The following is a 21,500-nucleotide window of genomic DNA, read 5'->3' on the forward strand; positions in this document are numbered from 1 at the left end:
CGGACCGGTTCCGAACATCCCAGCCACCACCATCGGTACGCAAGGGCTTTAGGGCATCCACGGGGGCACGCCGGCCCGCCCGTTCGGGCGGCGGTGGCGTGTCAGGTGTCCGGCGTGAGCATTGCTTGAATCGCCGGGGCGTACCAGTCGGCGATCAGTTCGGGTGTGGCGAATCCGGACGCGCCGTCGTGCCGGTGCAGGGCGAGGGCCGCGCTCAACCCGAGCAACCGACCGGCGACCAGTTCGGCGCGGAGCCCTCCTTACTGCCGAACCGCGGCCCCGACCTCCTGCCCGGCCTTGATCAGCCGCATCGGTCCGCCCTCGGTGGCCGGAAGCCTCGTCAACGCCGCGGCCATCACCGAGACCATCCACAAGGAGATCAGCGGTTCCAGCCCCGAAGCGGTGTTGCAGGGCTTGAAGACCGCCCTCGACAAGGTGTGGAAAGAGGTCGAGGGGGAGCAGCAGAGCCTCGTGCAGCGGATACAGGCGGCCGGGGGCGGTGAATCGTGTGTGTTCCGGCCCGTCCACCGTCGGACGGGCCGGAACCGTTCAGCCGGTGATACGCAACGCCCCCGAGGGACACAGTTCCACGGCCTCGTGAGCCGCTTCGACGTCGTGGTCCGTGAGGTCCGAACGCAGCACGATCACCCGCCCGTCGTCCTCGTCCTGATCGAACAGGTCCGGCGCGGTGAGGGCGCACATCCCCGCCGCGACGCACACTTCTCGGTCGGCGTGGATACGCATCGCGCTCACCACGTGACCGGAAGCGAGTGGACGCCGTAGATCCCCATGTCGGTGCGCAACGGCACCTCCTCGGCCGGGACCGCCAACCGCAGCGTCGGGAAACGGCGCAGTAGTGCGTCGAACGCCGTCCGCATCTCGATCCGGGCGAGCTGTTGACCGAGGCATTGATGGACACCGTGTCCGAACGCCAGATGACCGGTGGCGTTACGGGTGACGTCCAGGACGTCGGGATCGTCGAACTTGGCCGGGTCCCGGTTGGCGGCGGGAACGGAGATCAGGACCTGTTCGCCCTTCTTGATGTGATGGCCCGCCAACTCGATGTCCTCGATCGCCTCGCGCCGCGGCCCCAGGTGGATGACCGACAGGTACCGCAGTAGTTCCTCGACCGCCTTGGGCATCAGTTCGGGTTCGGACCGCAGCAGTGCGGCCTGTTCCGGGTGTTCCAGCAGGGCGAACGTCCCGAGTCCGAGCATGTTCGCGGTCGTCTCATGGCCGGCCACCAGGAGCAGGAAACCCATGCCGGCCAGCTCGTCGTCGGTCAGGTCCTCGTCGCGGGTCAGGTCGCTGAGCAGGTCGTCGGCGGGGTCGCTGCGTTTGCCGACCGCCAGCGCGGCGATGAAGCCCTGGATCGCCTTCATGTGCGAGAGCCGGTCCTCCGGCTTGGTACTGAGGGAGAACATGTGGCGGGTACGGGCCTCGAACTGCTCACGTTCCTCGTAGGGCACGCCGAGCAGCTCGCAGATCACCATGGAGGGGATCGGCAGCGCGAAGTGTTTCACCAGGTCCACCGGTCGTGGCTGCGACTCCATGGCGTCGAGGTGCAGGTCGACGATCTGGGAGACGCGGTCCTCCAACTCGTTCATGCGCCTGACGGTGAAGACGCCGGTGAGTTTGCGGCGCAGTCTGGTGTGGTCCGGTGGGTCCATCCGGATGAACGTGCCGGGGTCGACGGGTACCTTCTGCACCTTGTTGAACAGGAAGGGTGCGTCGACCGGCGATCTGGGGGTCAGAGAGGCGGAACTGAACCGGGTGTCGGCCAGGACCTGCCTGGCGAGGCCGTGGTCGGTGACGAACCAGCCGAGGTGTTCGTCGGGGAAGAAGATCATCCGGCTGACGGGTCGGGTGGCGCGGATCTCCGCGAGGGAGGTGGAGGGGTCGAACGGGTTGGGACGGTCCAGTGGGACTCCACGAGGGACGTCGACGGTCGACATGGCGACTCCAACATCTGCGGCTCGGTGACCGGACGAAGCGCCGTTGCCGCTATCGCGGCGCTTCGCGTTCTGCCTTTCGCTTGGCTTGGTAGGCCTCCCAACGGGCGGTGAGGTCATTGCCGAGTTCCTCGACCAGGAAGGACAGGAAGTCGGCGAAGTCCCGCATCCGCTCACGCCGCCGGGGATCGTCCGCGACGACGGCCATTCCGGCTTCGGCGAGGTCGCGTCCCGCGTCCAGGAACCTCCACCGGGCCCGGATCATCTCGATCCAGTTGCCGGTGAGGCGGTAGTAGTGCTGCCGGGAGTCGGCGACCGGGACACGTTCGACTGCGCGCACCTGTTGCAGTTGCCGCATCACGGTGCTCACCGATGCCTTACTGACGTTGAGGGCGGTGGCGATCTCGGTGATGGACTGCTCCTCGGGTGCGCAGATGAGCAGATAACCGACCAGCATCCCGGGGATGCGTTGTCCGCCGGTCATCTCGGTGAACAGGCCGAATCGCCCGACCAGTTCGCGTTCCCGGATCGACAGTTCCGTCATCGTATTCCGCCTTCAGTACGTTCAGTGCCTACTGAACGTACCACACGATAACGCACGGTGCCAACAGCCGCAAGTGGAATGCCGGTTCGCGGAAGCGTTGTCCGACAACCATCCCCTTGTGTTGACGGCCACTTCTCCTTCCTCATCGCCTTCGGGCGAGTGCAATCGACTTCCCCAAGTGGAGCGTACTGTCATTGATCCGACACGATCGAGGGTGGACTCGCGACGCCTCGATGTGTTGCCGTATATGGATGGTCGGAAAGGGAGCCGACCGGCGACGCAGGATCGACTGTCGCCGGGTGAAGCCGAACGGGTATGCCTGTAAGAACCGCGTGACGTGGCAGAACGCAGAGTGCGACAAACATGAGGGTAAGGGCCTGCCACGTCTGCCGGAGGGCGAGCGCGGCCCGGTCAGGATCCCGGGGTACAGCGACAAGCCGCCGCGCCGTCGGACACGGACGGCGCCGGCCGGGTCCTCGCGAAAGGCGGCCACGCCGCGGCCGCCCAAGATACCGAGCCCGCGCAGGTCGCCTGAAGAGGAGGCACGGGCGCGCGAGCTCAAGCTGGCCGTCGACCAGGTTCGACGGATGCAGCGACGCGACCTGATCCCGAAAGTCCAACGACAGGCGGCCTTCGCCACCACCGGCGAATCCTGGATCCGTGTCGTTCACCAGCCGATCCCGCGGTGCGAGGGGATCGCCAAGACGGCGCGGTCACTACTCCGCGGGGCGGAGATCGTCAACACATGGCTCACACGTGCGACGGGATTGACCGGGGTGGAACGAGAGTTCGTCCGGCAACTCGTCGGGTCGCTGCCGGTTCCAGGCACGACGGACATGGTCATGGCGGCACGGGCACTACAGGTGGTCGGCGTCATGATGTGTCTGGGCAACGGCGTGCGGTTGCGCGACTGCCCCACCTTCGTCGACATCGTCCGCGTCGACGGCCGCCCCTTGATGAAACACCTACTCACCACCGCCGCCCAGGACTGGACCACCCTCGCCACGACCCCCGCCGCGTGACGGGTTCGCAGTTGCAGCCGTGCGTTGTGGACGGTTCAGCCGGTGACGTCGAGGTCTCCTTGATGCGAGGCGGCGAGGTCAACGAGAGATCCCCGGCCGGATAGATACCAGTACTTCGTGCCCTGCAGAGCCGGAGGCTTTCCCTGGCCGGCCTCTTTGAGCATGTGCTGGACCAGTCCTGTTGGTGCGTAGTTTCGTCCGTCCACCTCCCAGATGAGGGGTCGTGCTTTGTCGTTGGTCCAGGTGGCGCGTGACCGTGCTGGATCCTGTGCCAGCCATCGTGTAAGGATCTGACGTTCGCGCTTGGTCTGGGCACGGAATTCGAGCCGGGTACCCTCCTCGATCAGGCCGTGCTGGATGAGAAGAGTGGTGGCCTTGGCCTGGCGCTTCGGCCGCTGCTTCTTTCGCGACGCGAACACGGGGGGTATGGGAGTTCCCTTCCCCATGCGTTGGTTCACATATTCAAGGATCGAGGCGCAGCGGTCTTCACGCCTGAAGACCACTGACGGATAGCTGCCTGGGCCGCATACTTCATCAACGCCTTGGATGACGTGGCTCAACACGGCGTCCGTCAGTTCGGGTACCCGAGTGAGTACCTCGGCGTCCCAATCGAAGCCTTCCTGGTCGATCTTGCTTTGGTCGAGGAGACCGGCGACCAGATGCGCGGTGAGCAGGTCGCCGTGTCGTGCAAGCGATTCGCCCCGATGATCGAGATCGCCCAACCGTTGTTTGATCCGCGCCAGCACATCGCGATAGAGTTGGACGGAACGCCACAGCTTGAGCTCGGTGATACGGCTGGGGAACAACCGACGATAGGCGCCGTTGCCGGAGCGGTCCCACAGGCGATCCGGATTCGACTTCGCCAGGCACACGAACTCGATGCTGTTTCCGGTGCAAGCCAGCGCCAATAGGGCCTCTTCGATGTTGCATCCCTCGGCGTCGGCCGGTGTCTGCTCGCCGCGTCGCACCAGGTACACCAGCCCCCGTGATTCCAACGCGACTTTGAGGTTCTGTTGGGTCTGGTCCAGAGCGGCGAAGTCCTGTTCGAGCACTCGATTCTGTGTATTGGTGGCTTCGGTGACCCTGGTGGCGAACGCGGTACCGTTCTCTGCGGTCTCGATGATCCGGATCCACACCAGCGCGTTGCGCGCATCCTCGGACTCCTGGCACGCGCTATGGATGGCGGTGACGGTTTGAGCGCCGTTGACGATCGAGACGTTTCGGAGCATGATCTCCCCGAATCCGCCGACCGCGAGCCGTCCACGTCCGGTGCGTTCGATCTGCTCGCAGAGCATCGTGATGCCGTTGTTGAAGTACCAGAAATGCTGCGGTTCCTCGGTCAGCGTCTGGATCAGATTCTGGTTGACGGAGGTCCGGCCGAGTCCGGTGCGGATGTTCTTCTTGAACAACCGCTCGCCGTGCTCCGTGAACCAGACGGCCACCTGATCGGCGGAAACCGAACCGTAGTAGGCGGCGTAGGGGGCGGGCACCTGTCCGCAGTTTTCCAGCAGGACCTTGAGGTCGATGGGTTGGCCGTCGATCCCGGCACGGACGATTCCATGCAGTTCGGGCAACCGTAGAACGTGGATGTCGGCACGTGGATCGTAGGAGAAGGTGTTGAAATCGTCGCGGACCCGTTCGAGTGGGCGTAGTGCGGCGTCCGCGACGCTGGCATCGCCCATGAGCGCGAGCACGAAGCTCACCTTGATGTTCGGATCGTCCACCACCTGGTCGATTCCGTTGACCAACTTCTGATAGCGGGAGTTGAAGGCCTGATGCTTACCGTCGCTCAGCAACCGGAACCCCTCGGCGAGCTTCATGGCCGCCTCCTGTTTGAGGCTCGCGGTACCGCCGTCGCTCCACTTGGTCTGCACCAGCCAGATGTGCGCAGTGTCTAGATCGATCGCGACCGCATCGATTCCGTTGTCGTCGTTGCCGTCGATCACGTAACTGGCGGCGACCTCTGGTGTGCATCCCAACAGGTGCTGCACGGTCAGGGCAGTCAGCGCGCGGGTTCGGAAGTGCTGAACCTGCTGCTCGGCAGGGAGCGGTTTGACATCCTCGAGATGGATGAGGTCGGTGAAGTCCTTCTCCAGTGCCTGACGAACTTGCCGCACGAACATCTGCTTCATCGCAGCCCCTTGTATCCGCTGTGCCCCAAATGAACGAGCGCCGCCGCATCGCTCAACCCCAATGTTCACCCTGAGGTGGTTCGGTTCGCAACCCCTGAAACGACTGAAGCGTGATCACCTGGTGGCGGGCCGCGACCTACCTCGCTGTTCACACTCGGGCGTTACCGTATTGTGACGTGACGAGGGGGTCTGCCTCACATATGATTGAAGGCTTTCGATAGACACGGGTAGACAGGTGTTGGGGCTTGCGTAACGACCGGATCAGGCTGCTTGCCGACCACTCTCAGAACTTCGGGTTCCTGTACGACCATGAGCCGCTGCTCGTGCTCGACGGTGCGGCGGCCGAGTCGTACGTTTATAGCGATCCGGACGCCGCGATGGGTAAGACCCGCCGGTTCAGTGAGACCGCGGCGAAGCTGCTCTTGCAGCGGCTTCGAGTTCCGGTTAAGCCGAAGGCCAGCCAGGTCGAACGCATTCACCTGTTGAACAAGGCGGGCGTCCTTGGTCGCGACATCTACGACGCCTTCAACGTGGTCCGGAACGATGGCAATCAGGCGGTTCACACCCACTACGGCAACGTCCGTGCCGCACTTCGCTGCTTGAAACTGTGTTTTGAGATCGGCACGTTCATCGATCGGGCACTGCGTGCTGAGGACGACCAGACATATGCCTTCGTGCCGCCGGCCGAACCGGTCAGCGGCCCGCAGCCGACGGATGACGCGGACCGGCTGGCGCTGGCCGAACTCCGGGACGAGCTCGCCAGGTATGAAGACCGTCTGGCCGAGGTCTTGGAGACGTACGACCAGAAGACCAGCCAACTCGAAGCGGAGACCCGGGCGCTCCGGGAAGCCCAACACGCCCTGGAACAGGCGGAGCGTGACCGGGCGAGATTGATCGCTCTGGCTCAAGAGGCGGAGGAGCGCGCACAGGAACTGAGTGACTCGTTCGACGCGAAGCTGGCGGCGGCGAAGCAGCCGACGGTCGAGGAGCGAGACACCCTCATCCATCGTGGCCAGATCGCGTCTCGGCAGCCCCGCACCGAACGGGAGGTGCGCCGGGAGGTCGACGCGATGCTCCGGGCCGCCGGCTGGCAGGTGAAGGACGAAGATGAAGTCAACATGTTCGCCGCAGACGGGGTCGCGGTTCGTGAGGTAAACACCGCCAGCGGCCCCGCCGACTACCTACTTTATGTGAACCGCAGGCTCGTCGGTGTGGTCGAGGCCAAGCGCGAGGGCACCACCCTCAGTTCAGCTGAACAACAGTCCGGTCGATACGCCAGCACGCTGAAGGCCTCTCAGCGGAGGCAGGCATGGCGGGACCCGCTCCCATTCCGCTACGAGACGACCGCGGTGGAGACCCGGTTCACCAACCGCCTCGACCCCAAGCCACGGGCACGCAACGTGTTCTCCTTCCCCCGGCCTGACACGATCGCCCGTTGGATGCGTGAGGCGGACAAGGCGGCGACGGATGAGCAGACCATGCGAGCTCGGCTGTACAAGGGGCTGCCCCCGCTGGTGCGTGAAGGTCTGCGTGATGCCCAGGTTCGCGCGGTAACCGGATTGGAGGCTTCGCTTCGGCAGAGCAAGCCGAGGGCGCTCATCCAGATGGCCACCGGCGCAGGCAAGACCTACGCCGCCATAACCGCGACTTATCGCCTATTGAAGTACGGTGGCGCCAAGCGGGTGCTGTTCCTCGTGGACCGCAACACCTTGGGTGAACAGGCCGAAACGGAGTTCCACACCTACCAGACCCGTGACGACGGCCGGAAGTTCACCGAGTTGTACAACGTACAGCGGTTGACCGGGGCGGACATGCTCGAGTCGTCCAGCGTCGTCATCACCACCGTCCAACGGCTGTACTCGATGTTGAAGGGTAGGCAGCTCTCCCCGTTGGATGCGGTTGACGACGAGGAGTCCTACGAACGCGACAGTGCCGCCGAGGTCGGGTACAACGCCTCGGTGCCACCTGAGACCTTCGATGTGGTGATCATCGACGAATGCCACCGCTCGATCTACGGTCAGTGGCGGGCCGTCTTGGAGTACTTCGACGCCTTCCAGGTCGGGCTGACGGCGACGCCGGTTGCCCAGACCTTCGGATTCTTTCAACGGAACCTGGTCAGCGAGTACTCCTACGCCGAGTCGGTCGCTGACGGCGTCAACGTCGACTTCGAGGTGTACCGGATTCGCACCGAGATCGGTGAGAACGGCGCGCAGATTCCGCCGGGTGTGGTCGTGCCGATGCGCAACCGCACCACCCGGCGGCAACGATACGAACAACTTGACGACGCATTCGACTACACCTCCAGCCAGCTCGGCCGCAAGGTCGTGAGCAAGGGGCAGTTGCGCACCGTCATCGAGACGTTCCGCGAACGGTTGTTCACCGATATCTTCCCGCCGGTCGCGGGGCGGCCACCGAGGACGGTCGTTCCGAAGACCTTGATCTTCGCTGTGGATGACAACCATGCTGAGGAGATCGTCGGCATGGTCCGTGAGGTCTTTGACGAGAGCAACGAGTTCTGTCAGAAGATCACCTATCGGCAGAAGGACGCGCAGAGCCTCATCAAGCAATTCCGCAACAGCCCGGAATTGCGGATCGCGGTGACGGTCAACATGATCGCCACCGGCACCGACATCCGGCCGCTGGAGTGTGTGTTCTTCCTCAACGAGGTGAAGAGCTGGGCACTGTTCGAGCAGATGAAGGGTCGTGGCACCCGTACGCTCGCCCCGGCCGAGCTGCAGAAGGTCACCCCGGACATCGATGTCAAGGACCACTTCGTGATCGTGGACGCCGTCGGCGTCACCGATTCGCCACGGGTCGATGCCAGGCCGATGGCCAAGCACACCGAGAAGCAGATCAGCTTGAAGGCCCTACTGCGGAAGGCGGGCACCTTGACGCTGAGCCTTGACGAGGCGACGACCCTTGCCAGCCGAATCAGCCGGCTCGACCGTCGACTCACCCCTGACGAGCGCACCGAGTTGGAGGACCTGGCGGGTCACAGTCTCGCGGAGGTCGTGACGAGCTTGAACCGTTGTGACGACGCCGAGGAGGTCGATCGCGCGCGGCTGGCGGGTGCCGATGGGGAGCAGGATCTGATCACGGAGGCGTCGCGGCCGTTGGCCAACCCGGAGTTCCGAAATCGGCTGCTGGAGATCCGGCAGTCCAAGGATGTCGTCTACGACGAGGTCAACTTCGACCGGTTGCTGGACGCCGGCGGTGTGGAGCGGGGTTCGGCGCCGGAGCAGATCGCGGATGGGTTCAGGGCGTATGTCGAGGAGAATCGGGATGAGATCGCCCTGCTTGAACTCACCTACCGGAAAGGTACCCAGGGCAAGGTGGTGCGGCAGCAGTTGAAGCACTTGGCCACTCGGATCGCCCGCCCACCGCATCGATGGACGCCGGACGTGATCTGGTCGGCGTACGAGCAGCTCGGCAAGGTCGCGGTGCGACCGGGTGTCCGGCACGGCCCGGCCGATCTGATCATGCTGATCCGCCATGAACTGGGCTTGACGGACGGGCTGCCCGTGCCGCACGCCGAACTGATTGACGACAGGTTCGTCAACTGGCTTGCCCGGCAGGAACAGGCAGGCGTGACCTTCACCGAGGAACAGCGGTGGTGGCTGTCCCGTATCAAGGACGTCATCGCCCGGGATGCCGGTTTCGATGAGGGAACCCTGGACGAAGTACCCTTCTCCGAGCGCGGTGGCACCGACGGATTCCTGCACGCCTTCGGTGACGATCGTGCCGAAGCCGTCATCATCGAGCTGAACAGGGGACTGGTCGCGTGACCGAGCTGCCACCGGGATGGGCACGAACGACACTGGGGGAGTTGGGAGCTTACATCAACGGAAGGGGGTTTAAGCGCTCAGAATGGTCACGCCAAGGAAGGCCAATCATCCGCATACAGAACTTGACGCGGACGAATTCTCAGTTCAATCATTTTGATGGTGAAATCGAGAGTCGTTACATTGTCAGCACTGGGGCGCTGCTGGTTTCCTGGGCTGCGACTTTGGACGCCTTTATCTGGCGTGGGCCGGAGGCAGTGCTGAACCAGCATATTTTCAAGGTCGATTCCAAAATTGACGAACGGTTTCACTACCACTTGATTAAATATTTGTTGACTAAGTTGGCCGAAACGGCCCACGGCTCCGGAATGGTGCATGTGACCCGAAGTAGGTTTGAATCGGTTGATGTCGCGCTTCCGCCATTGGCTGAACAGCGGCGGATAGTCGAGGTTCTGGAGGACCATCTCTCGCGGCTCGATGCAGCAGTGTACGGCCTCGATAAGGGGGTCAAGCGGGTTGAGAAGCTCCGCAAACGAATCATCGTATCGGCTATTCCAGTTGAGTTGCCCTCTGGCTGGCGAATGATTACTACTGGTGAAGCCGGGAAGGTGGAGCTGGGGCGAGCAAGGCACCCGGACTGGCATACCGGCTCGCACATGAAGAAGTACTTGCGTGTGGCGAACGTATTCGAGGACCGGATTGATGAGACCGATCTCATGCAGATGAACTTCCCGCCGGAGGTTTTTGAGAAGTATCGGTTGCTGCCCGGGGATGTGCTGTTGAATGAGGGGCAGAGCCCGGAATATCTTGGCCGTCCTGCAATGTATCGAGGATCCCCGCGTGAAGTGGCATTCACGAACAGTTTGATTCGATTCCAAGCCGGACCTGACGTCTTGCCGGAGTGGGCGCTATTGGTTTTTCGGCGCCATATGCACGCCGGTCGGTTTCTGCGGGAAGTCCGAATCACGACCAACATCGCTCACCTTTCGGCTACCCGCCTGAAGTCGGTAGAGTTTCCTGTGCCGCCAATCGAAGAACAGCGCAGGATCACCGCTGAGGTGGCAACGCGATTGTATGAGGTCGAACATTTCAGGGCTGCGCTTGACATGGCTCGCCGACGGTCGGATTGCCTTCGCCGCTCACTTCTCACCGAGGCCTTCGCCGGGCGGCTCGTGCCGCAGGACCCGAATGATGAACCGGCGTCGGTGTTGTTGGATCGTATTAAAGCTGAGCGTGCCGCCACAACGAAACCACCTCGTGCACCAAGGAAACCGAAGCGTCCGGCATCCGACTACACCGTTGGTGTTCCCGAGAAGGAGACCCTGTTTTGAGCAGCGACACCCGCAGCCTGGTCGCGAAGCTGTGGAACTACTGCGATGTGCTGCGTGACGACGGTGTGTCTACGATCGACTATGTCGAGCAGTTGACGTACCTGTTGTTCCTGAAGATGGCGCACGAGCGGGCCGAGCGAGTAATCAATGCGGACGAGTCGCTGAGGCCGGTTGCCGACCGTTGGCAGCAGTTGTTGGACGCGGACGCTCAGGAGTTGGAGAACGTCTACCGTGACACCCTGGCCGAGCTCGGGCGTGAGCCAGGTACGATCGGGGTCATCTTCCGCAAGGCCCAGAACAAGATTCAGGATCCGGCGAAACTCAAGCGGCTGATCGTCGACCTGATCGGTAAACAGAGCTGGTCTCGGCAGGGCACCGATGTCAAGGGCGACGCCTATGAGGAGTTGTTGGCCAAGAGCGCCGAGGACATCAAATCCGGTGCGGGCCAGTACTTCACGCCACGGTCGTTGATCGCGGCCATCGTCGATTGTGTGCGGCCGGGCCCGGATGACACAATCGCCGACCCTGCTTGCGGTACTGGCGGCTTTCTGCTTGAGGCACACGAGTACATCGCGAGGCATCACGACGATCTGACCGCCGATCAGCGGGAGCATTTGAACACGACGGCGATTCACGGCACCGAGTTGGTCGACGGCACCGCCCGGTTGGCGGCGATGAACATGCTGGTGCACGGCATCGGTAAACCCAACGGCGCCACACTGATCGACGTCAAGGACGCGCTCGCAGAGCCACCGACTCGTTACGCCTCCATCGTGCTGGCGAATCCGCCGTTCGGTAAGAAGTCCTCCATTACCGTGATCGGCGAGGACGGCAAAGCCGATCGGGAATCGATCTCCTACAACCGCAACGACTTCTGGACCACCACTACCAACAAACAGCTGAACTTCGTCCAGCACATCGCATCGATGTTGGACATACAAGGCCGGGCGGCCGTGGTCGTGCCCGACAACGTGCTGTTCGAGGGCGGCGCCGGCGAGAAGGTCCGGCGGCAACTGCTCAGCCAGTTCGACGTCCATACCCTGCTGCGGTTGCCGACCGGGATCTTCTACGCCGGCGGCGTCAAAGCCAACGTGTTGTTCTTCGACAAGCGGCAGGCCCGGCCGGGCAAGCCGTGGACCGAGACGCTCTGGGTCTACGACTTCCGGGTCGGACAGCACTTCACCTTGAAACAGAACCCGTTGCGGCGTGAACACCTGCAGGACTTCGTCGACTGCTTTCGGGCCGATGATCGGTCCAAGCGGGTCGAGTCGGATCGGTTCAAGCCGTTCGGTTACGACGAGCTCGTTGCCCGTGACAAGGCCAACCTCGACATCACCTGGCTGAAGGACCCGTCACTCGACGACGCCGACAGCCTGTTGCCGCCCGAAGTGATCGCCCAGGAGATCGTGGAAGACCTGGAAGCGGCGATCAGCGAGTTCGCCGCCATCGCCCAGGCCCTGCAGAAGGCCAAAGCGGATCGCGGCGAGATGTCGCCCGCTGAGGAATGAAGCCTTTGCGGCTTGGGTGGTTGGCGGCCCGGTGGAGCTGGGCCGCCAACCACCCAAGCCCGTCAGTCCGTCGGTGGGTCGATCCAGATGATCTGTAGGCCGTCGGTGGGTGCGCGGGGGAAGTACTTGAAGACGGCTTCGGGGTCGGTGACGGACCAGCGGCGGTCGTCGCGGGCGGAGTCCACGATCACCTCACCGTCGCCGTAGTCCAAGCCCCACGCCAGGACCGTGGAGTCCCGTTTCGCCGGATCGTGCCCCACCACCGAGAACCGTGCCGGCGCCGCCCGCCGCACCATCCGCTCCACCTCCACATCCCACGCAGAACTCCGGAAAGCTGGGATTTGGTTGGGTATCGGCATCCGCTCAAACTCAGACATGGCTCCCCCTCTTGAGTGTAAAGGCGTGATAACGAGCATAGGCTAGATGTCTAATGAGCGCGCTAAGCACACTGTCGTGTTGGCGACAGTGGTCCACTCCGATCGGCGCGTTGCGCGTGGTGAAGGATGTACTTTCGAAGGGAGGCCTTGGTATGGCGATACGTCGTGATCCTGCCGCGCAACGATGGTTGTTCGGACGTGAACTCGCTCGGCTCAGGGAGCGAACCGGTAGGACGCTTGCAGATATCGCCAACTCCGCTGGCTTGACCCGCGCCAAGGTCGGCCATTGGGAGACGGGAAAGCATGCTCCTTCCTCCACGGACCTTCAGCGCGTCCTCGACGTGTTGAAAGTGACCGAAGCGGAACGGGGCTTGCTGGAAAGCCTTCTGCTCAATGCACAGGGCCAGCCTTGGTGGGCGGAGTGGAGCGCAGTGGTCACGGATTGGCTGGCGCTCTACCTCGGGCTTGAAGGCATGGCACAGTCGGTCTTCGCCTACGAGCCGGTACTTGTTCCAGGCATGCTGCAGACCGCTGCCTATGCCAATGAACTGACGTCACAAGCACTTCTCGTGCGTAGTGACGACGTAGAACCCTTCGTTGAACTCAGGATGGCGCGAGCTGCTCGACTCACCCAAGAACCACTTCTTGACTACCATGTCGTGATCGAGGAGGCGGCCTTCCATCGGCGTGCTCAACGTTCAAGCACGATGATTGAACAGTGCGATCACTTGCTGGAACTCAGCCAGCAAACCAATATCCACCTGCAGGTCCTGCGGTCCGACCGTAGATTGCATCCGGCGACGTCGATGGGACAGTATGCGATTCTGGATTTTGCGGGTTCGTTTGGAGTCGCATACCGCGAGCTGTATGACGAAGCCGTCTTTATTCACGATGAGACGAAGATTCGATCGTACAAGCTTGCGGCCAGTCATACCGCGGCCGAAGCGCTTACCGCTGAAGAGACCAGGGAGTTCATCGCTCGCTTGAGGAAGGATTTGAAGTGAGATTCCACGTGTCGCCCCACCACCCGGATGTTGCCTGGCGCAAGAGCAGCTACACCGCCGAAAACGGAACATGTGTCGAGGTTGCCGCGTACTCCACCCAGATCGCCGCCCGTGACAGCAAGTTTCCGGCCGGTGGCATGCTCGTCATGGATCGCACCGACTGGCAGGGTCTCCTGGCTTCGCTCCGAGCCTGAGAGACTGTTGCGATCTCGCGTAATCGACAGTGGTGGCTACGGTGTGGTGCCTACCCCCTACGCGAGGAGACCACTATCTGATGGCCTCACTGGACGAGCTCATTGACCACGCGCAGGGCAACCTGTCCCAGATCGACGAGGTCGCCGGCTCGATCGATGCCACGAAGGCGATGGCGGACGAGTTGTCGAGCCTGTTCGCCGCATTGACGGTTCACGGGCTGGCCGAAGGATCGCAGCGGTTGAAGGCGATGGCGGAACAGGCCCAGCAGCAGCTAGCGGCAGCAAAGCTAACGCTGGAGGAACTCATTACCGCCGCTGAGGGGCTGAAGACTTTAACGTCCGGGTCTGGACCTTCGGGACCCTCCGCGACGGTCGCGATGGTGGGTGCGCCCTTGACGGCGCCCGGCGAAGCGCCGAAGGACTATCGCGCGGAACTCGCCGGTTCGGACGACGATGACAAGTCCCGGAACCGATTCGCCAGAGGTGCTCGCGCGGCCATCAGGTAGGCCGGCGACCTCAAGAAGCAGGCAGAGACCACCACCAAGGCGCATTCCGGCATGGGCGACGCCTATCGGCCTCCGCCTGGCGGCACCTACGAGACCGTCGGTGTGCCGCCACCGATAACGTCGTCCTTCAAGGGCGCGGCTTCAGGCAAGGCCGGTGCCAATGACGAAGTCGGTACGACCGTCATCGTGACCACGCTCGTGGTCGAGTGGGGCTCGCGGATGTTCAACAACCGGAAGGCACGGAGAGATGGCAAGTGACGTGAGATGCCGCGAGATCATGAAGAGTGCGGCCCTCGGAGAATCGGCGCGTGCGAATCAGTTGTATGAAGAACTCGACGAGTCCGGCCGAGAGTCGTACAACATCTTCGTCATCGCCACCTTCGCGACCGTAATGGGTGTGCGGTTCGAGTCCGATCAGAGTCTTGAGGCGGTGCGGACATTCTCCGCCGAGATGGCCTACGACTATCGGGACGCCGAACCCGCCGTCACGGCCACCACTGTGGAACTAGTGCTCCGCGCGATGATGGGGGAGGAGGAGTTGTTCGCCGAGATCCCGGCGGAGGAACTACAGCGCATACAGCTCTACTCCATCCGCAAGGTCGTCGACCAGACGCCACAGGTCCGCGAACGTCTCGACGAATACCTGACCGAAGCCGAGGCGCTTGCGCAGACCTGGGTGTGAGACCGGCACCACGGCAGCCCCCTCGATGCGGCTTGGTTGGCCGTACGACGATCGACAGGCCCCGAATAAGCCCTGATGTCCGTTTTTGGCCGTCGTGTGCCCAACCAAGCGCGTCGTGTGGCCAACCGGCCAAGGGGAGTGGTCCGGCGGGTTCCACGTATGGCGTTCGGCGGTGTGGGGCACGGTTACAGTTGCCCGCGACCAACGGACCAGCGGGAGGAGCCAGATGCATCGGGGACCGTACAACGCTCCCGGCGGTGTGCCGCTTGCCCGGCTCGCCGACATTCACGACGAGTCCATGGCGCGGCGGGCGAAGGGGATACTGGCGGCCGTGTTCCTGGTCCTGTTGGGCGTCCCCATGATCCTGGCGGTTCCCTACCTGTTGGTCCACACCGTCGGTATGCAGGTGTGGCTGGGTGTTCTCGCAGCGACCTGTCCGGCGTTGGTCATCGGTCTCTGCCTGTGGTTCACCATCGGCACGGTGAGACGGGCCCGCCGGGAAGGTGAACCCCGGCGCGGTGTCGAGCGGCTCATGGCGGACCACATCGACGTCGAGTTCGCCGACGGCACGCGCCGGTCGCTGCCGCTGCACGCGCCCGACCTCAGGCTCGAGGAAGTCGCCGGTACGCACTCGGTACCGGCGGATCAGCACGTACTGGGCGCCACCGGGTACGACGGCCATCCGGTTCGCGTCCTCATCGTCCACACCTCGTGGCGTTCCCGGAGGCGCGGGTACCGCTCGATGGCCGGCCGGCAACCCGACCAGGTGTTGGAGGCGATCGCGCGGGTGGCGGCGGATTCACCCCACTCCGCCGGACACGAGGTCGCCCGCCGCCTCCGATGGTTCATCGGCACTCAGGTGACCACCAAGGGCTGGCGACACTGACGGGCAGCAGACGGTGAGGTCGTCCGGCTATGAACGGGATTCTTCTACACCCAGTCGGATCCGTTCGGCGACGATGACTCGCTCATGTTCCGGAATGGAGGTGTCGTCCAGCGGGGTCGGGCGGGCATCGCCGAGTGCGGTGGCCATTCCGTCGGAGTCCTTGGCGTCGCTCCGACGTGCGAAGTGCTCGAACAGCAGCTCCTTGTTCGCCTGGATCTCGCGGATCCGCTCGTCGACGCTCTCCTTCGCCAAGAGCCGGTGGACCTGCACGACCCGCACCTGACCCATCCGGTGTGCCCGCGCGATGGCCTGTTGTTCCGTACTCGGCTTCAACTGTGGCTCCGCGAGGATCACCACGGAAGCCGCCTGGATGTTGAGACCTACGCCGCCGGCCTCGATCTGCGCCACCAGAGTGGTCGGTCCCCGGAAAGACGTGAAGTCGTCGATGACCTTCTGTCGGGCGTCGGACGTCACCTTGCCGGTGATCTCGCCGCTGACTCGCGAGCCCAGTCGTTCGCGGACGGCGGCGAGCACGTCCAGGAAGTTGGAGAACACCACCACCTTGTGGTCCTCCAGATGGGCCTGCTCCACCAGTTCGACGAGTCGGTCCAGTTTCGCCGAACCCCGGACGGCCGAGGCGGTGCGTCGCATTCCCATGAGATTGCGACCGATCACCGCGTCGCGGTAGGACCGGTGGTCGGTGTCGTTGAACTGCACCCAGTCCTCGACCTCGATCTTCTCCGGTAGCTCGGTGAGGACGTCCTCCTGGTTCCGGCGGAGGTAGACCGGGGCCACCGCGCGCCGGAACGCCGCGGCACTGAAAACGGAGTCCTCGATGTCGAGACGGCCGGACAGGCGCGGATTCAGGTGATGCACCAGGTTCCGGAACTCTTCGACACGATTCTCCATGGGCGTACCGGTGAGGAACATGGTGCGTTGCGCCCGTTCGTTGAGCGCCGCCACCGCCATGGACCGTTTGGCCTTGGGGTTCTTGATGTAGTGCGCCTCGTCGACGATGAGCAGCGCGGGTTCGAGATCGGGGTGGCGTTTGAGGAAGTCGAGCCGGTCGAGGGTGTTGAAGGTCGTGACCGCGACGCCACCTCGGCGCATCCACTGCCGCCCCTGCTGTTCGCGTTCGCGCCCGTGAAGGTTGAACGACCTCAGGTGGGTGTGCCGGGCGGTCTCGGCCACCCAGTTGGCCTGCACGCTGGCCGGGCACACCACCAGGAAACGCTGTTGCCCCTTCGCCGCCAGGTGGGCGCACACCGCGAGCGCCTGGATCGTCTTGCCCAGGCCCATCTCGTCTCCCAGGATCACCCGTTCCTGATGGATGGTGTACTTCGCGCCGAACAGTTGGTACATGCGCAGAGTCGACTTGAGCAGACTCGCGTCGAACGGCGTCGCCTCGATCCGCTGTCGTAGTTCCGCACCGATGAAGTCCTCGAGACCGTCCGCGTCCGCCGCGTCGGTGCCGGTGATCCGTCCCAAGGCGGTGTTGAACGCGGCCGCCTCACGCTCGTAGTGGTGCCACAGCTCGTCGGTGTCGTGGAAGTCGGGGTCGGCGCGCTCGGTGGCGTCTTTGAGGCTCTGGGCCAGTGACCGGCTCTCGACACCGTCGACGACCGAGGTCAGTTGTTCCACGGCGTCGATCGCCGTGGCCTTGCCTCTGCGGCCGGACCAGAACATGCGCCACCGGCTGGCGGCTTTGCGTGCCCCCGGCAGGTGCGGGCCGATCCGTTCGTCGTATCGGCGGAGCGGGTCGCCGAGCGCGTGAACGGCCGCCTGGGCACTGCGTTCGGCGGCGATCGTCGCCAGCAGGCGACGCTCTCGCGGATCCCGGCGATCCGGTTCGAACCGGAACCGGCTGTCCGACCGGACCTGCCGTACCGCGGCGGCGGCGGCTTCCTTGACCGCGTATACGGTCTGCGGTCCGATTCCGGGCAGAGCCGCGAGAGCCTGGTAGGGAGCCGCGTGGACCTTTGCCACGGTGTCGTAACCCGCCTGCTCCAGGCTGCCCAGACGCATGCCCTTCGGCACGGCCTTGCGGAGATCGGTGACCGGCATCTGGGACAGTCGCATGCCGGCCTGCTCGTGGTTGAACACACCGACCTGGATCTGGATCGACCTGACCAGTTCTTCCGCCTGCGTGGCGAGCCGTTGTCCCGCCCGCTGAACGGCCTCGGCGCGATGAATGACCGCCCGGGCCGGTTCGCCGACCTTCTTGCCGGCCCGAGATGGTTCCGCTGTCATCCTGTCCCGCGTCTGTCCAAAGGGTTTTCACCAGTATGCCCGACAACACGGTCCGCCTGGGTGCCCGAAGGCCGGTCGCAGATCGGGGAACGGCTGTGGATTCCGGACAGGGTCGCATGGTCTGACTAGCATCGCGGGGGTGGGCTACTTCGGGTTGTACTTCGCGGCGGAGACCGACGTCGCGAAGCTGGTCGCCGCGGTGGTCGAGGTATCGGGAATCGATCCCGAGCTGATCTACGTCGGGCCGCCCGACGGCCTCGGGCCGCACCCCGGCCCCGACCCGCATGTCGTCGTCTTCGTCCGTGACGAACCCGGGTTCAGCATCGAGTTCGGCGCGGGTAAGAGCTTCCCCGAACGGGTCGGCGGTATTCCGCAGACCGAGCTGGCGGCGCGACTCTGCCGTGCCGCCGACACGCGTGCCCTCACCGACGGCGGGAGCGACGTGTTGGGCGAGTGGCTGCTGGTCACGCCGACGGGCTCGGCCACCGTCACCGTCGACGACGACGCCATCGACGAGGGCCGGCTCCTCATCGCCGACCGTTGACCGACCGCCGATGCCTGGCACCCACGACGATGATCGATCGGTCGCGACGATTCACCCGCGTCGAATCGACCGAGGCGGCTCATCACAGTCCCTTGAACGGCACGCGAGCCGATTCCCCGCGACACCGACTGTTGCCCTTGGGTTCTAGCATTGCCGCACAAACGACCACTGTGCACGCAGCGCCGAGAGTGAGTTACCCTCAACCGACGGTCGTCGACGGGTGAGCGCCGGCTTCGACCGCACATCCGTGGCCGATTCGGCGATAGCGACATGTGACTGCCGCGGGCTCGGTGCGGGTCCACACTTCGAGGGGCGAATCGGCCGACACGCACGACGGCGAAGGCGCCTCGGTCGTCAGGCCGGGCGGCTCGACCCGGCTCACGGTGCACAGCAACGGGAGGAGAACAATGCCGGTACCAGACTCGGACGTCGCCGCGTTGGAGACCATCGCGCTCGACAAGCGTTACCGGCGGGTGCACGCACTCTCGGAGTGCAGCTTCAGTCTCCCGAGCGGCCGGATCGCTGCTTTGGCGGGTCCGAACGGCGCCGGGAAGAGCACACTCATGGACCTGATCGCGGGAATACGACGGCCCACGGGTGGAGAGATTCGCGTGCTGGGTACATCGTCACGGTCGTTCTCGGGCATACACCCCGACGTCTCCTATCTGGCGCAGCGGAAACCGTTGTACCGGTCGTTCACGGTCGAGGAGATGCTGAAGGCCGGTCACAAGCTCAACGATCGATGGGACGCGGAATACGCACGCCGGCTCGTGGAGCAGGCCGGGCTCACCCCGAAGGCCAAGGTGTCGACATTGTCCGGCGGGCAACGTAGTCGGCTCGCGATAGCGATGGCGCTGGGGCGGCGACCGGCCGTGCTGCTCCTGGACGAACCGCTGGCGGAACTCGATCCGTTCGCCAGGCGCGAGGTGTCGCACGCGCTCCTCGACGAGGTTCGGAACCAGGGAACGACCGTATTGATGAGTTCTCACATCGTTGCCGACCTGCAAGGCATGTGCGATTACCTGCTCTGTCTGGTGTCGGGTCGGCTCGTGTTGGACGGCCCGGTCGAGGAACTCCTCGGCGCCCATCGGGTCCGACGTGAACCCGACCTCGACGGGGCGGCCGGGTCGACCGTGTCGCCGGTCGTCGAAGCCGCGCCGGCGAGCCCGGAGACGGAATGGCGAGCCCCGACTCTGGAGGAACTGGTGTTGAGCCGAATGGCACCGCCACCGCACGGGACGTATGTGAGGGCGGTGTCGTCGTGACCTGGCTCGCATTCCGTCAACAACGCCTGTCGCTCATCGTCTCCGCGATGATCCTCGGCCCGCTTCTCGTGATCTCGGGACTGATCTGGTTGTGGCCGGCGACGGTGCCCGAGGCCCTGACCGAAACGCTCGCCGTCGACTACGCGTACGTCAGTGTCTTCATGCTGATGCTGCCGCCGCTGCTCGGCACATTCACGGGTGCGCCGTTGTTCGCCCGGGAGTTCGAACAGGGAACGTTCGTTTTCGGGGTCACGCAGTCGGTCTCGATCCACAGATGGGTCTGGACCAAGGTCGCGGTTGCGGCGGTCCCCTTCCTCGCCCTTCTCGCCGTCGTCGGCGTCACGTCGGCATACGCACGAGACGGGTTGCCGGTTCGGGGGTTCGGCTTCTTCAGCACACCGGGCTTCGAGACCCACGGCGTCATCCTCGGTGCGTACGGGTTCATGGCGTTCGGTCTGGCCGCCGCGCTCGGAATCGTACTGAGGAACACCGTCGCCGCGATGGCGTTGACCGTGCTCCTCTACGTCGTCATCGCCTTGGTCGTCGGAGGAATGCGGTCATACGACATCGACACGCGGACCGTGACAGTGCCCTTCACCGAGGCGTCCGAGAACCCGGCCGCGACTGCGTTCGCACACGCCGCCAGATCCACCGGCGGGGTCAGCTTCCTGGACGAGGAGGGACGCGAGGTCACCGGCCGGTACTACGAATGCGGCACCGCATGCGTCATGCCCACCGAGGTCAGCATCAGTTACACCTCGATGTCCTCGTACTTCGCGCTCCAAGCACAGGAAGCCCTGGTGTACACCGCCGTGGGTGGTGCCGCCCTCGCCGGCGGAGTCATCGTCCTTCGCCGCCGTCTCGACTGACCGGGGAATCTGCCCGGCGGTGTCGGACCGGAGGACCGCGTGGCGGCCATCCGAGGATTCACGCGGTCGCCGTCGGAGGCGCGTCAGCGGGTGGCGAGTGCGTCGCGGAGGATCTTCACGGCCTTGGGGCCGACACCGTGCAGGGCGTTGAGTTCGGCGTCCGACAACGCGGCGACCTGGTCGAGGGTGGTGATGCCCGCGTTGGCGAGTGCCCGGGTGGCGGGCTTGCCGATCGCCTTGGGCAGGTCACCGACCCCACCCGCGGCGGCCAGGTCGGCCTCCATTGCCCGCGCGGCACGCTCCGGTGGCGCGCATGACAACCACGCCCGCCTCACCCAGTAGTTGAGGGCCTGGCCGTTGATGTCCTTGATCGGGACGCGCACGCCGTGTTCGACCCGTTGAGCGGTCTCGTGCCGGCCGGTCATGTCCTCCGCCTCGGACGCCGGCAACCGAAGGTGCACGAAACCCTCGGCGTCGAGCGAGGCGAACTCCTCACCGGCGACCGAATACGTCCGGGCACCTCCGGCGGTGTCCTCGACAACCTCGGGATCGGTCTGCGCGGCCTTGCGGAGCTGAGCGGAAGTCGTCATACCGTCCATATTGTCATGGTGTCGCCGCTGGTGACGAGACCCGTCGGACGATGACACTGTGT

At 64.2% G+C, this 21,500-nt stretch carries 21 protein-coding genes; 13 read left to right on the plus strand and 8 right to left on the minus strand.

Translation table 11 applies throughout. The features are described from left to right. Positions 1-260: 260 nt before the first annotated feature. From LX16_RS26825 to LX16_RS26255, 4 genes are all read right to left on the minus strand, one after another. Positions 261-434 (minus strand): hypothetical protein, encoded by a 174-nt coding sequence (locus LX16_RS26825; protein ID WP_158645751.1) that lies wholly within the window; start codon positions 432-434, stop codon positions 261-263. Positions 435-549: 115 nt separating this feature from the next. Further along, on the minus strand, positions 550-744 hold the full coding sequence (locus tag LX16_RS26245; protein WP_147144670.1) for a ferredoxin: 195 nt from the start codon (positions 742-744) through the stop codon (positions 550-552). Positions 745-749: 5 nt separating this feature from the next. Then, a complete protein-coding gene (locus LX16_RS26250) occupies positions 750-1,955 on the minus strand; it encodes a cytochrome P450 (protein ID WP_147144671.1) in 1,206 nt (401 codons plus the stop codon). Between the two features lie 49 nt (positions 1,956-2,004). Then, positions 2,005-2,496: a GbsR/MarR family transcriptional regulator gene (locus LX16_RS26255; RefSeq protein WP_147144672.1), complete on the minus strand. Its 492-nt coding sequence runs from the start codon at positions 2,494-2,496 to the stop codon at positions 2,005-2,007. A 587-nt stretch (positions 2,497-3,083) separates the two neighbouring features. Between LX16_RS26255 and LX16_RS26260 the strand changes: the two genes are divergently transcribed. Further along, positions 3,084-3,518 (plus strand): hypothetical protein, encoded by a 435-nt coding sequence (locus tag LX16_RS26260; RefSeq protein ID WP_147144673.1) that lies wholly within the window; start codon positions 3,084-3,086, stop codon positions 3,516-3,518. 35 nt (positions 3,519-3,553) lie between these two features. Here the strand turns inward: LX16_RS26260 and LX16_RS26265 are convergent, their stop codons facing one another. Next, the gene (locus LX16_RS26265; protein ID WP_147144674.1) at positions 3,554-5,650 is read right to left on the minus strand and encodes an AIPR family protein; all 2,097 of its coding nucleotides are present in this window, start codon (positions 5,648-5,650) and stop codon (positions 3,554-3,556) included. A 245-nt stretch (positions 5,651-5,895) separates the two neighbouring features. On the opposite strand from LX16_RS26265, the gene LX16_RS26270 reads away from it, so the two are divergent. The 3 genes from LX16_RS26270 to LX16_RS26280 are packed head-to-tail and all read left to right on the plus strand — an operon-like array spanning position 5,896 to position 12,271. Then, positions 5,896-9,435 carry a type I restriction endonuclease subunit R gene (locus LX16_RS26270; protein ID WP_211354790.1) on the plus strand — a complete coding sequence of 1,180 codons (3,540 nt, stop codon included), beginning with the start codon at positions 5,896-5,898 and terminating at the stop codon, positions 9,433-9,435. Continuing rightward, positions 9,432-10,763: a restriction endonuclease subunit S gene (locus LX16_RS26275; protein WP_147144675.1), complete on the plus strand. Its 1,332-nt coding sequence runs from the start codon at positions 9,432-9,434 to the stop codon at positions 10,761-10,763. The genes LX16_RS26270 and LX16_RS26275 overlap by 4 nt, the downstream gene beginning before the upstream one ends. After that, complete coding sequence (locus tag LX16_RS26280; RefSeq protein ID WP_147144676.1) at positions 10,760-12,271, plus strand: type I restriction-modification system subunit M; 1,512 nt, start codon at positions 10,760-10,762, stop codon at positions 12,269-12,271. Before LX16_RS26275 ends, LX16_RS26280 begins: the two co-directional genes overlap by 4 nt. Before the next feature lie 62 nt (positions 12,272-12,333). On the opposite strand, the gene LX16_RS26285 is transcribed toward LX16_RS26280, so the two are convergent. Further along, on the minus strand, positions 12,334-12,648 hold the full coding sequence (locus tag LX16_RS26285) for a hypothetical protein (RefSeq protein WP_147144677.1): 315 nt from the start codon (positions 12,646-12,648) through the stop codon (positions 12,334-12,336). A 152-nt stretch (positions 12,649-12,800) separates the two neighbouring features. On the opposite strand from LX16_RS26285, the gene LX16_RS26290 reads away from it, so the two are divergent. From LX16_RS26290 to LX16_RS26315, 6 genes are all read left to right on the plus strand, one after another. Continuing rightward, complete coding sequence (locus LX16_RS26290; RefSeq protein WP_158645752.1) at positions 12,801-13,652, plus strand: helix-turn-helix domain-containing protein; 852 nt, start codon at positions 12,801-12,803, stop codon at positions 13,650-13,652. Further along, complete coding sequence (locus tag LX16_RS26295) at positions 13,649-13,846, plus strand: DUF397 domain-containing protein (RefSeq protein WP_211354791.1); 198 nt, start codon at positions 13,649-13,651, stop codon at positions 13,844-13,846. The genes LX16_RS26290 and LX16_RS26295 overlap by 4 nt, the downstream gene beginning before the upstream one ends. An 80-nt stretch (positions 13,847-13,926) precedes the next feature. Then, on the plus strand, positions 13,927-14,352 hold the full coding sequence (locus tag LX16_RS26300) for a hypothetical protein (protein ID WP_147144679.1): 426 nt from the start codon (positions 13,927-13,929) through the stop codon (positions 14,350-14,352). Positions 14,353-14,403: 51 nt separating this feature from the next. Next, entirely contained in the window at positions 14,404-14,610 is a 207-nt protein-coding gene (locus LX16_RS26305; RefSeq protein WP_147144680.1) for a hypothetical protein, read from the plus strand. A gap of 19 nt (positions 14,611-14,629) precedes the next feature. After that, positions 14,630-15,034, plus strand: a complete 405-nt coding sequence (locus LX16_RS26310; RefSeq protein WP_147144681.1) for a hypothetical protein — start codon at positions 14,630-14,632, stop codon at positions 15,032-15,034. Between the two features lie 226 nt (positions 15,035-15,260). After that, a complete protein-coding gene (locus LX16_RS26315; RefSeq protein WP_147144682.1) occupies positions 15,261-15,920 on the plus strand; it encodes a hypothetical protein in 660 nt (219 codons plus the stop codon). Positions 15,921-15,947: 27 nt separating this feature from the next. Here the strand turns inward: LX16_RS26315 and LX16_RS26320 are convergent, their stop codons facing one another. Further along, the gene (locus LX16_RS26320; RefSeq protein WP_147144683.1) at positions 15,948-18,170 is read right to left on the minus strand and encodes a DEAD/DEAH box helicase; all 2,223 of its coding nucleotides are present in this window, start codon (positions 18,168-18,170) and stop codon (positions 15,948-15,950) included. Positions 18,171-18,309: 139 nt separating this feature from the next. On the opposite strand from LX16_RS26320, the gene LX16_RS26325 reads away from it, so the two are divergent. The 3 genes from LX16_RS26325 to LX16_RS26335 all read left to right on the plus strand — a co-directional run bounded on the left by LX16_RS26325 (position 18,310) and on the right by LX16_RS26335 (position 20,848). Next, positions 18,310-18,714, plus strand: coding sequence for a hypothetical protein (locus LX16_RS26325; RefSeq protein WP_147144684.1), 405 nt, complete (start codon positions 18,310-18,312; stop codon positions 18,712-18,714). Between the two features lie 407 nt (positions 18,715-19,121). After that, the gene (locus LX16_RS26330; protein WP_147144685.1) at positions 19,122-19,979 is read left to right on the plus strand and encodes an ABC transporter ATP-binding protein; all 858 of its coding nucleotides are present in this window, start codon (positions 19,122-19,124) and stop codon (positions 19,977-19,979) included. Beyond that, positions 19,976-20,848 carry a hypothetical protein gene (locus LX16_RS26335; protein ID WP_147144686.1) on the plus strand — a complete coding sequence of 291 codons (873 nt, stop codon included), beginning with the start codon at positions 19,976-19,978 and terminating at the stop codon, positions 20,846-20,848. Before LX16_RS26330 ends, LX16_RS26335 begins: the two co-directional genes overlap by 4 nt. A gap of 83 nt (positions 20,849-20,931) precedes the next feature. On the opposite strand, the gene LX16_RS26340 is transcribed toward LX16_RS26335, so the two are convergent. After that, positions 20,932-21,438, minus strand: a complete 507-nt coding sequence (locus tag LX16_RS26340) for a helix-hairpin-helix domain-containing protein (RefSeq protein ID WP_147144687.1) — start codon at positions 21,436-21,438, stop codon at positions 20,932-20,934. Between the last annotated feature and the right edge of the window lie 62 nt (positions 21,439-21,500).

Origin of the sequence: Stackebrandtia albiflava (assembly GCF_007994225.1) — a bacterium.
Lineage (GTDB): Bacteria > Actinomycetota > Actinomycetes > Mycobacteriales > Micromonosporaceae > Stackebrandtia > Stackebrandtia albiflava.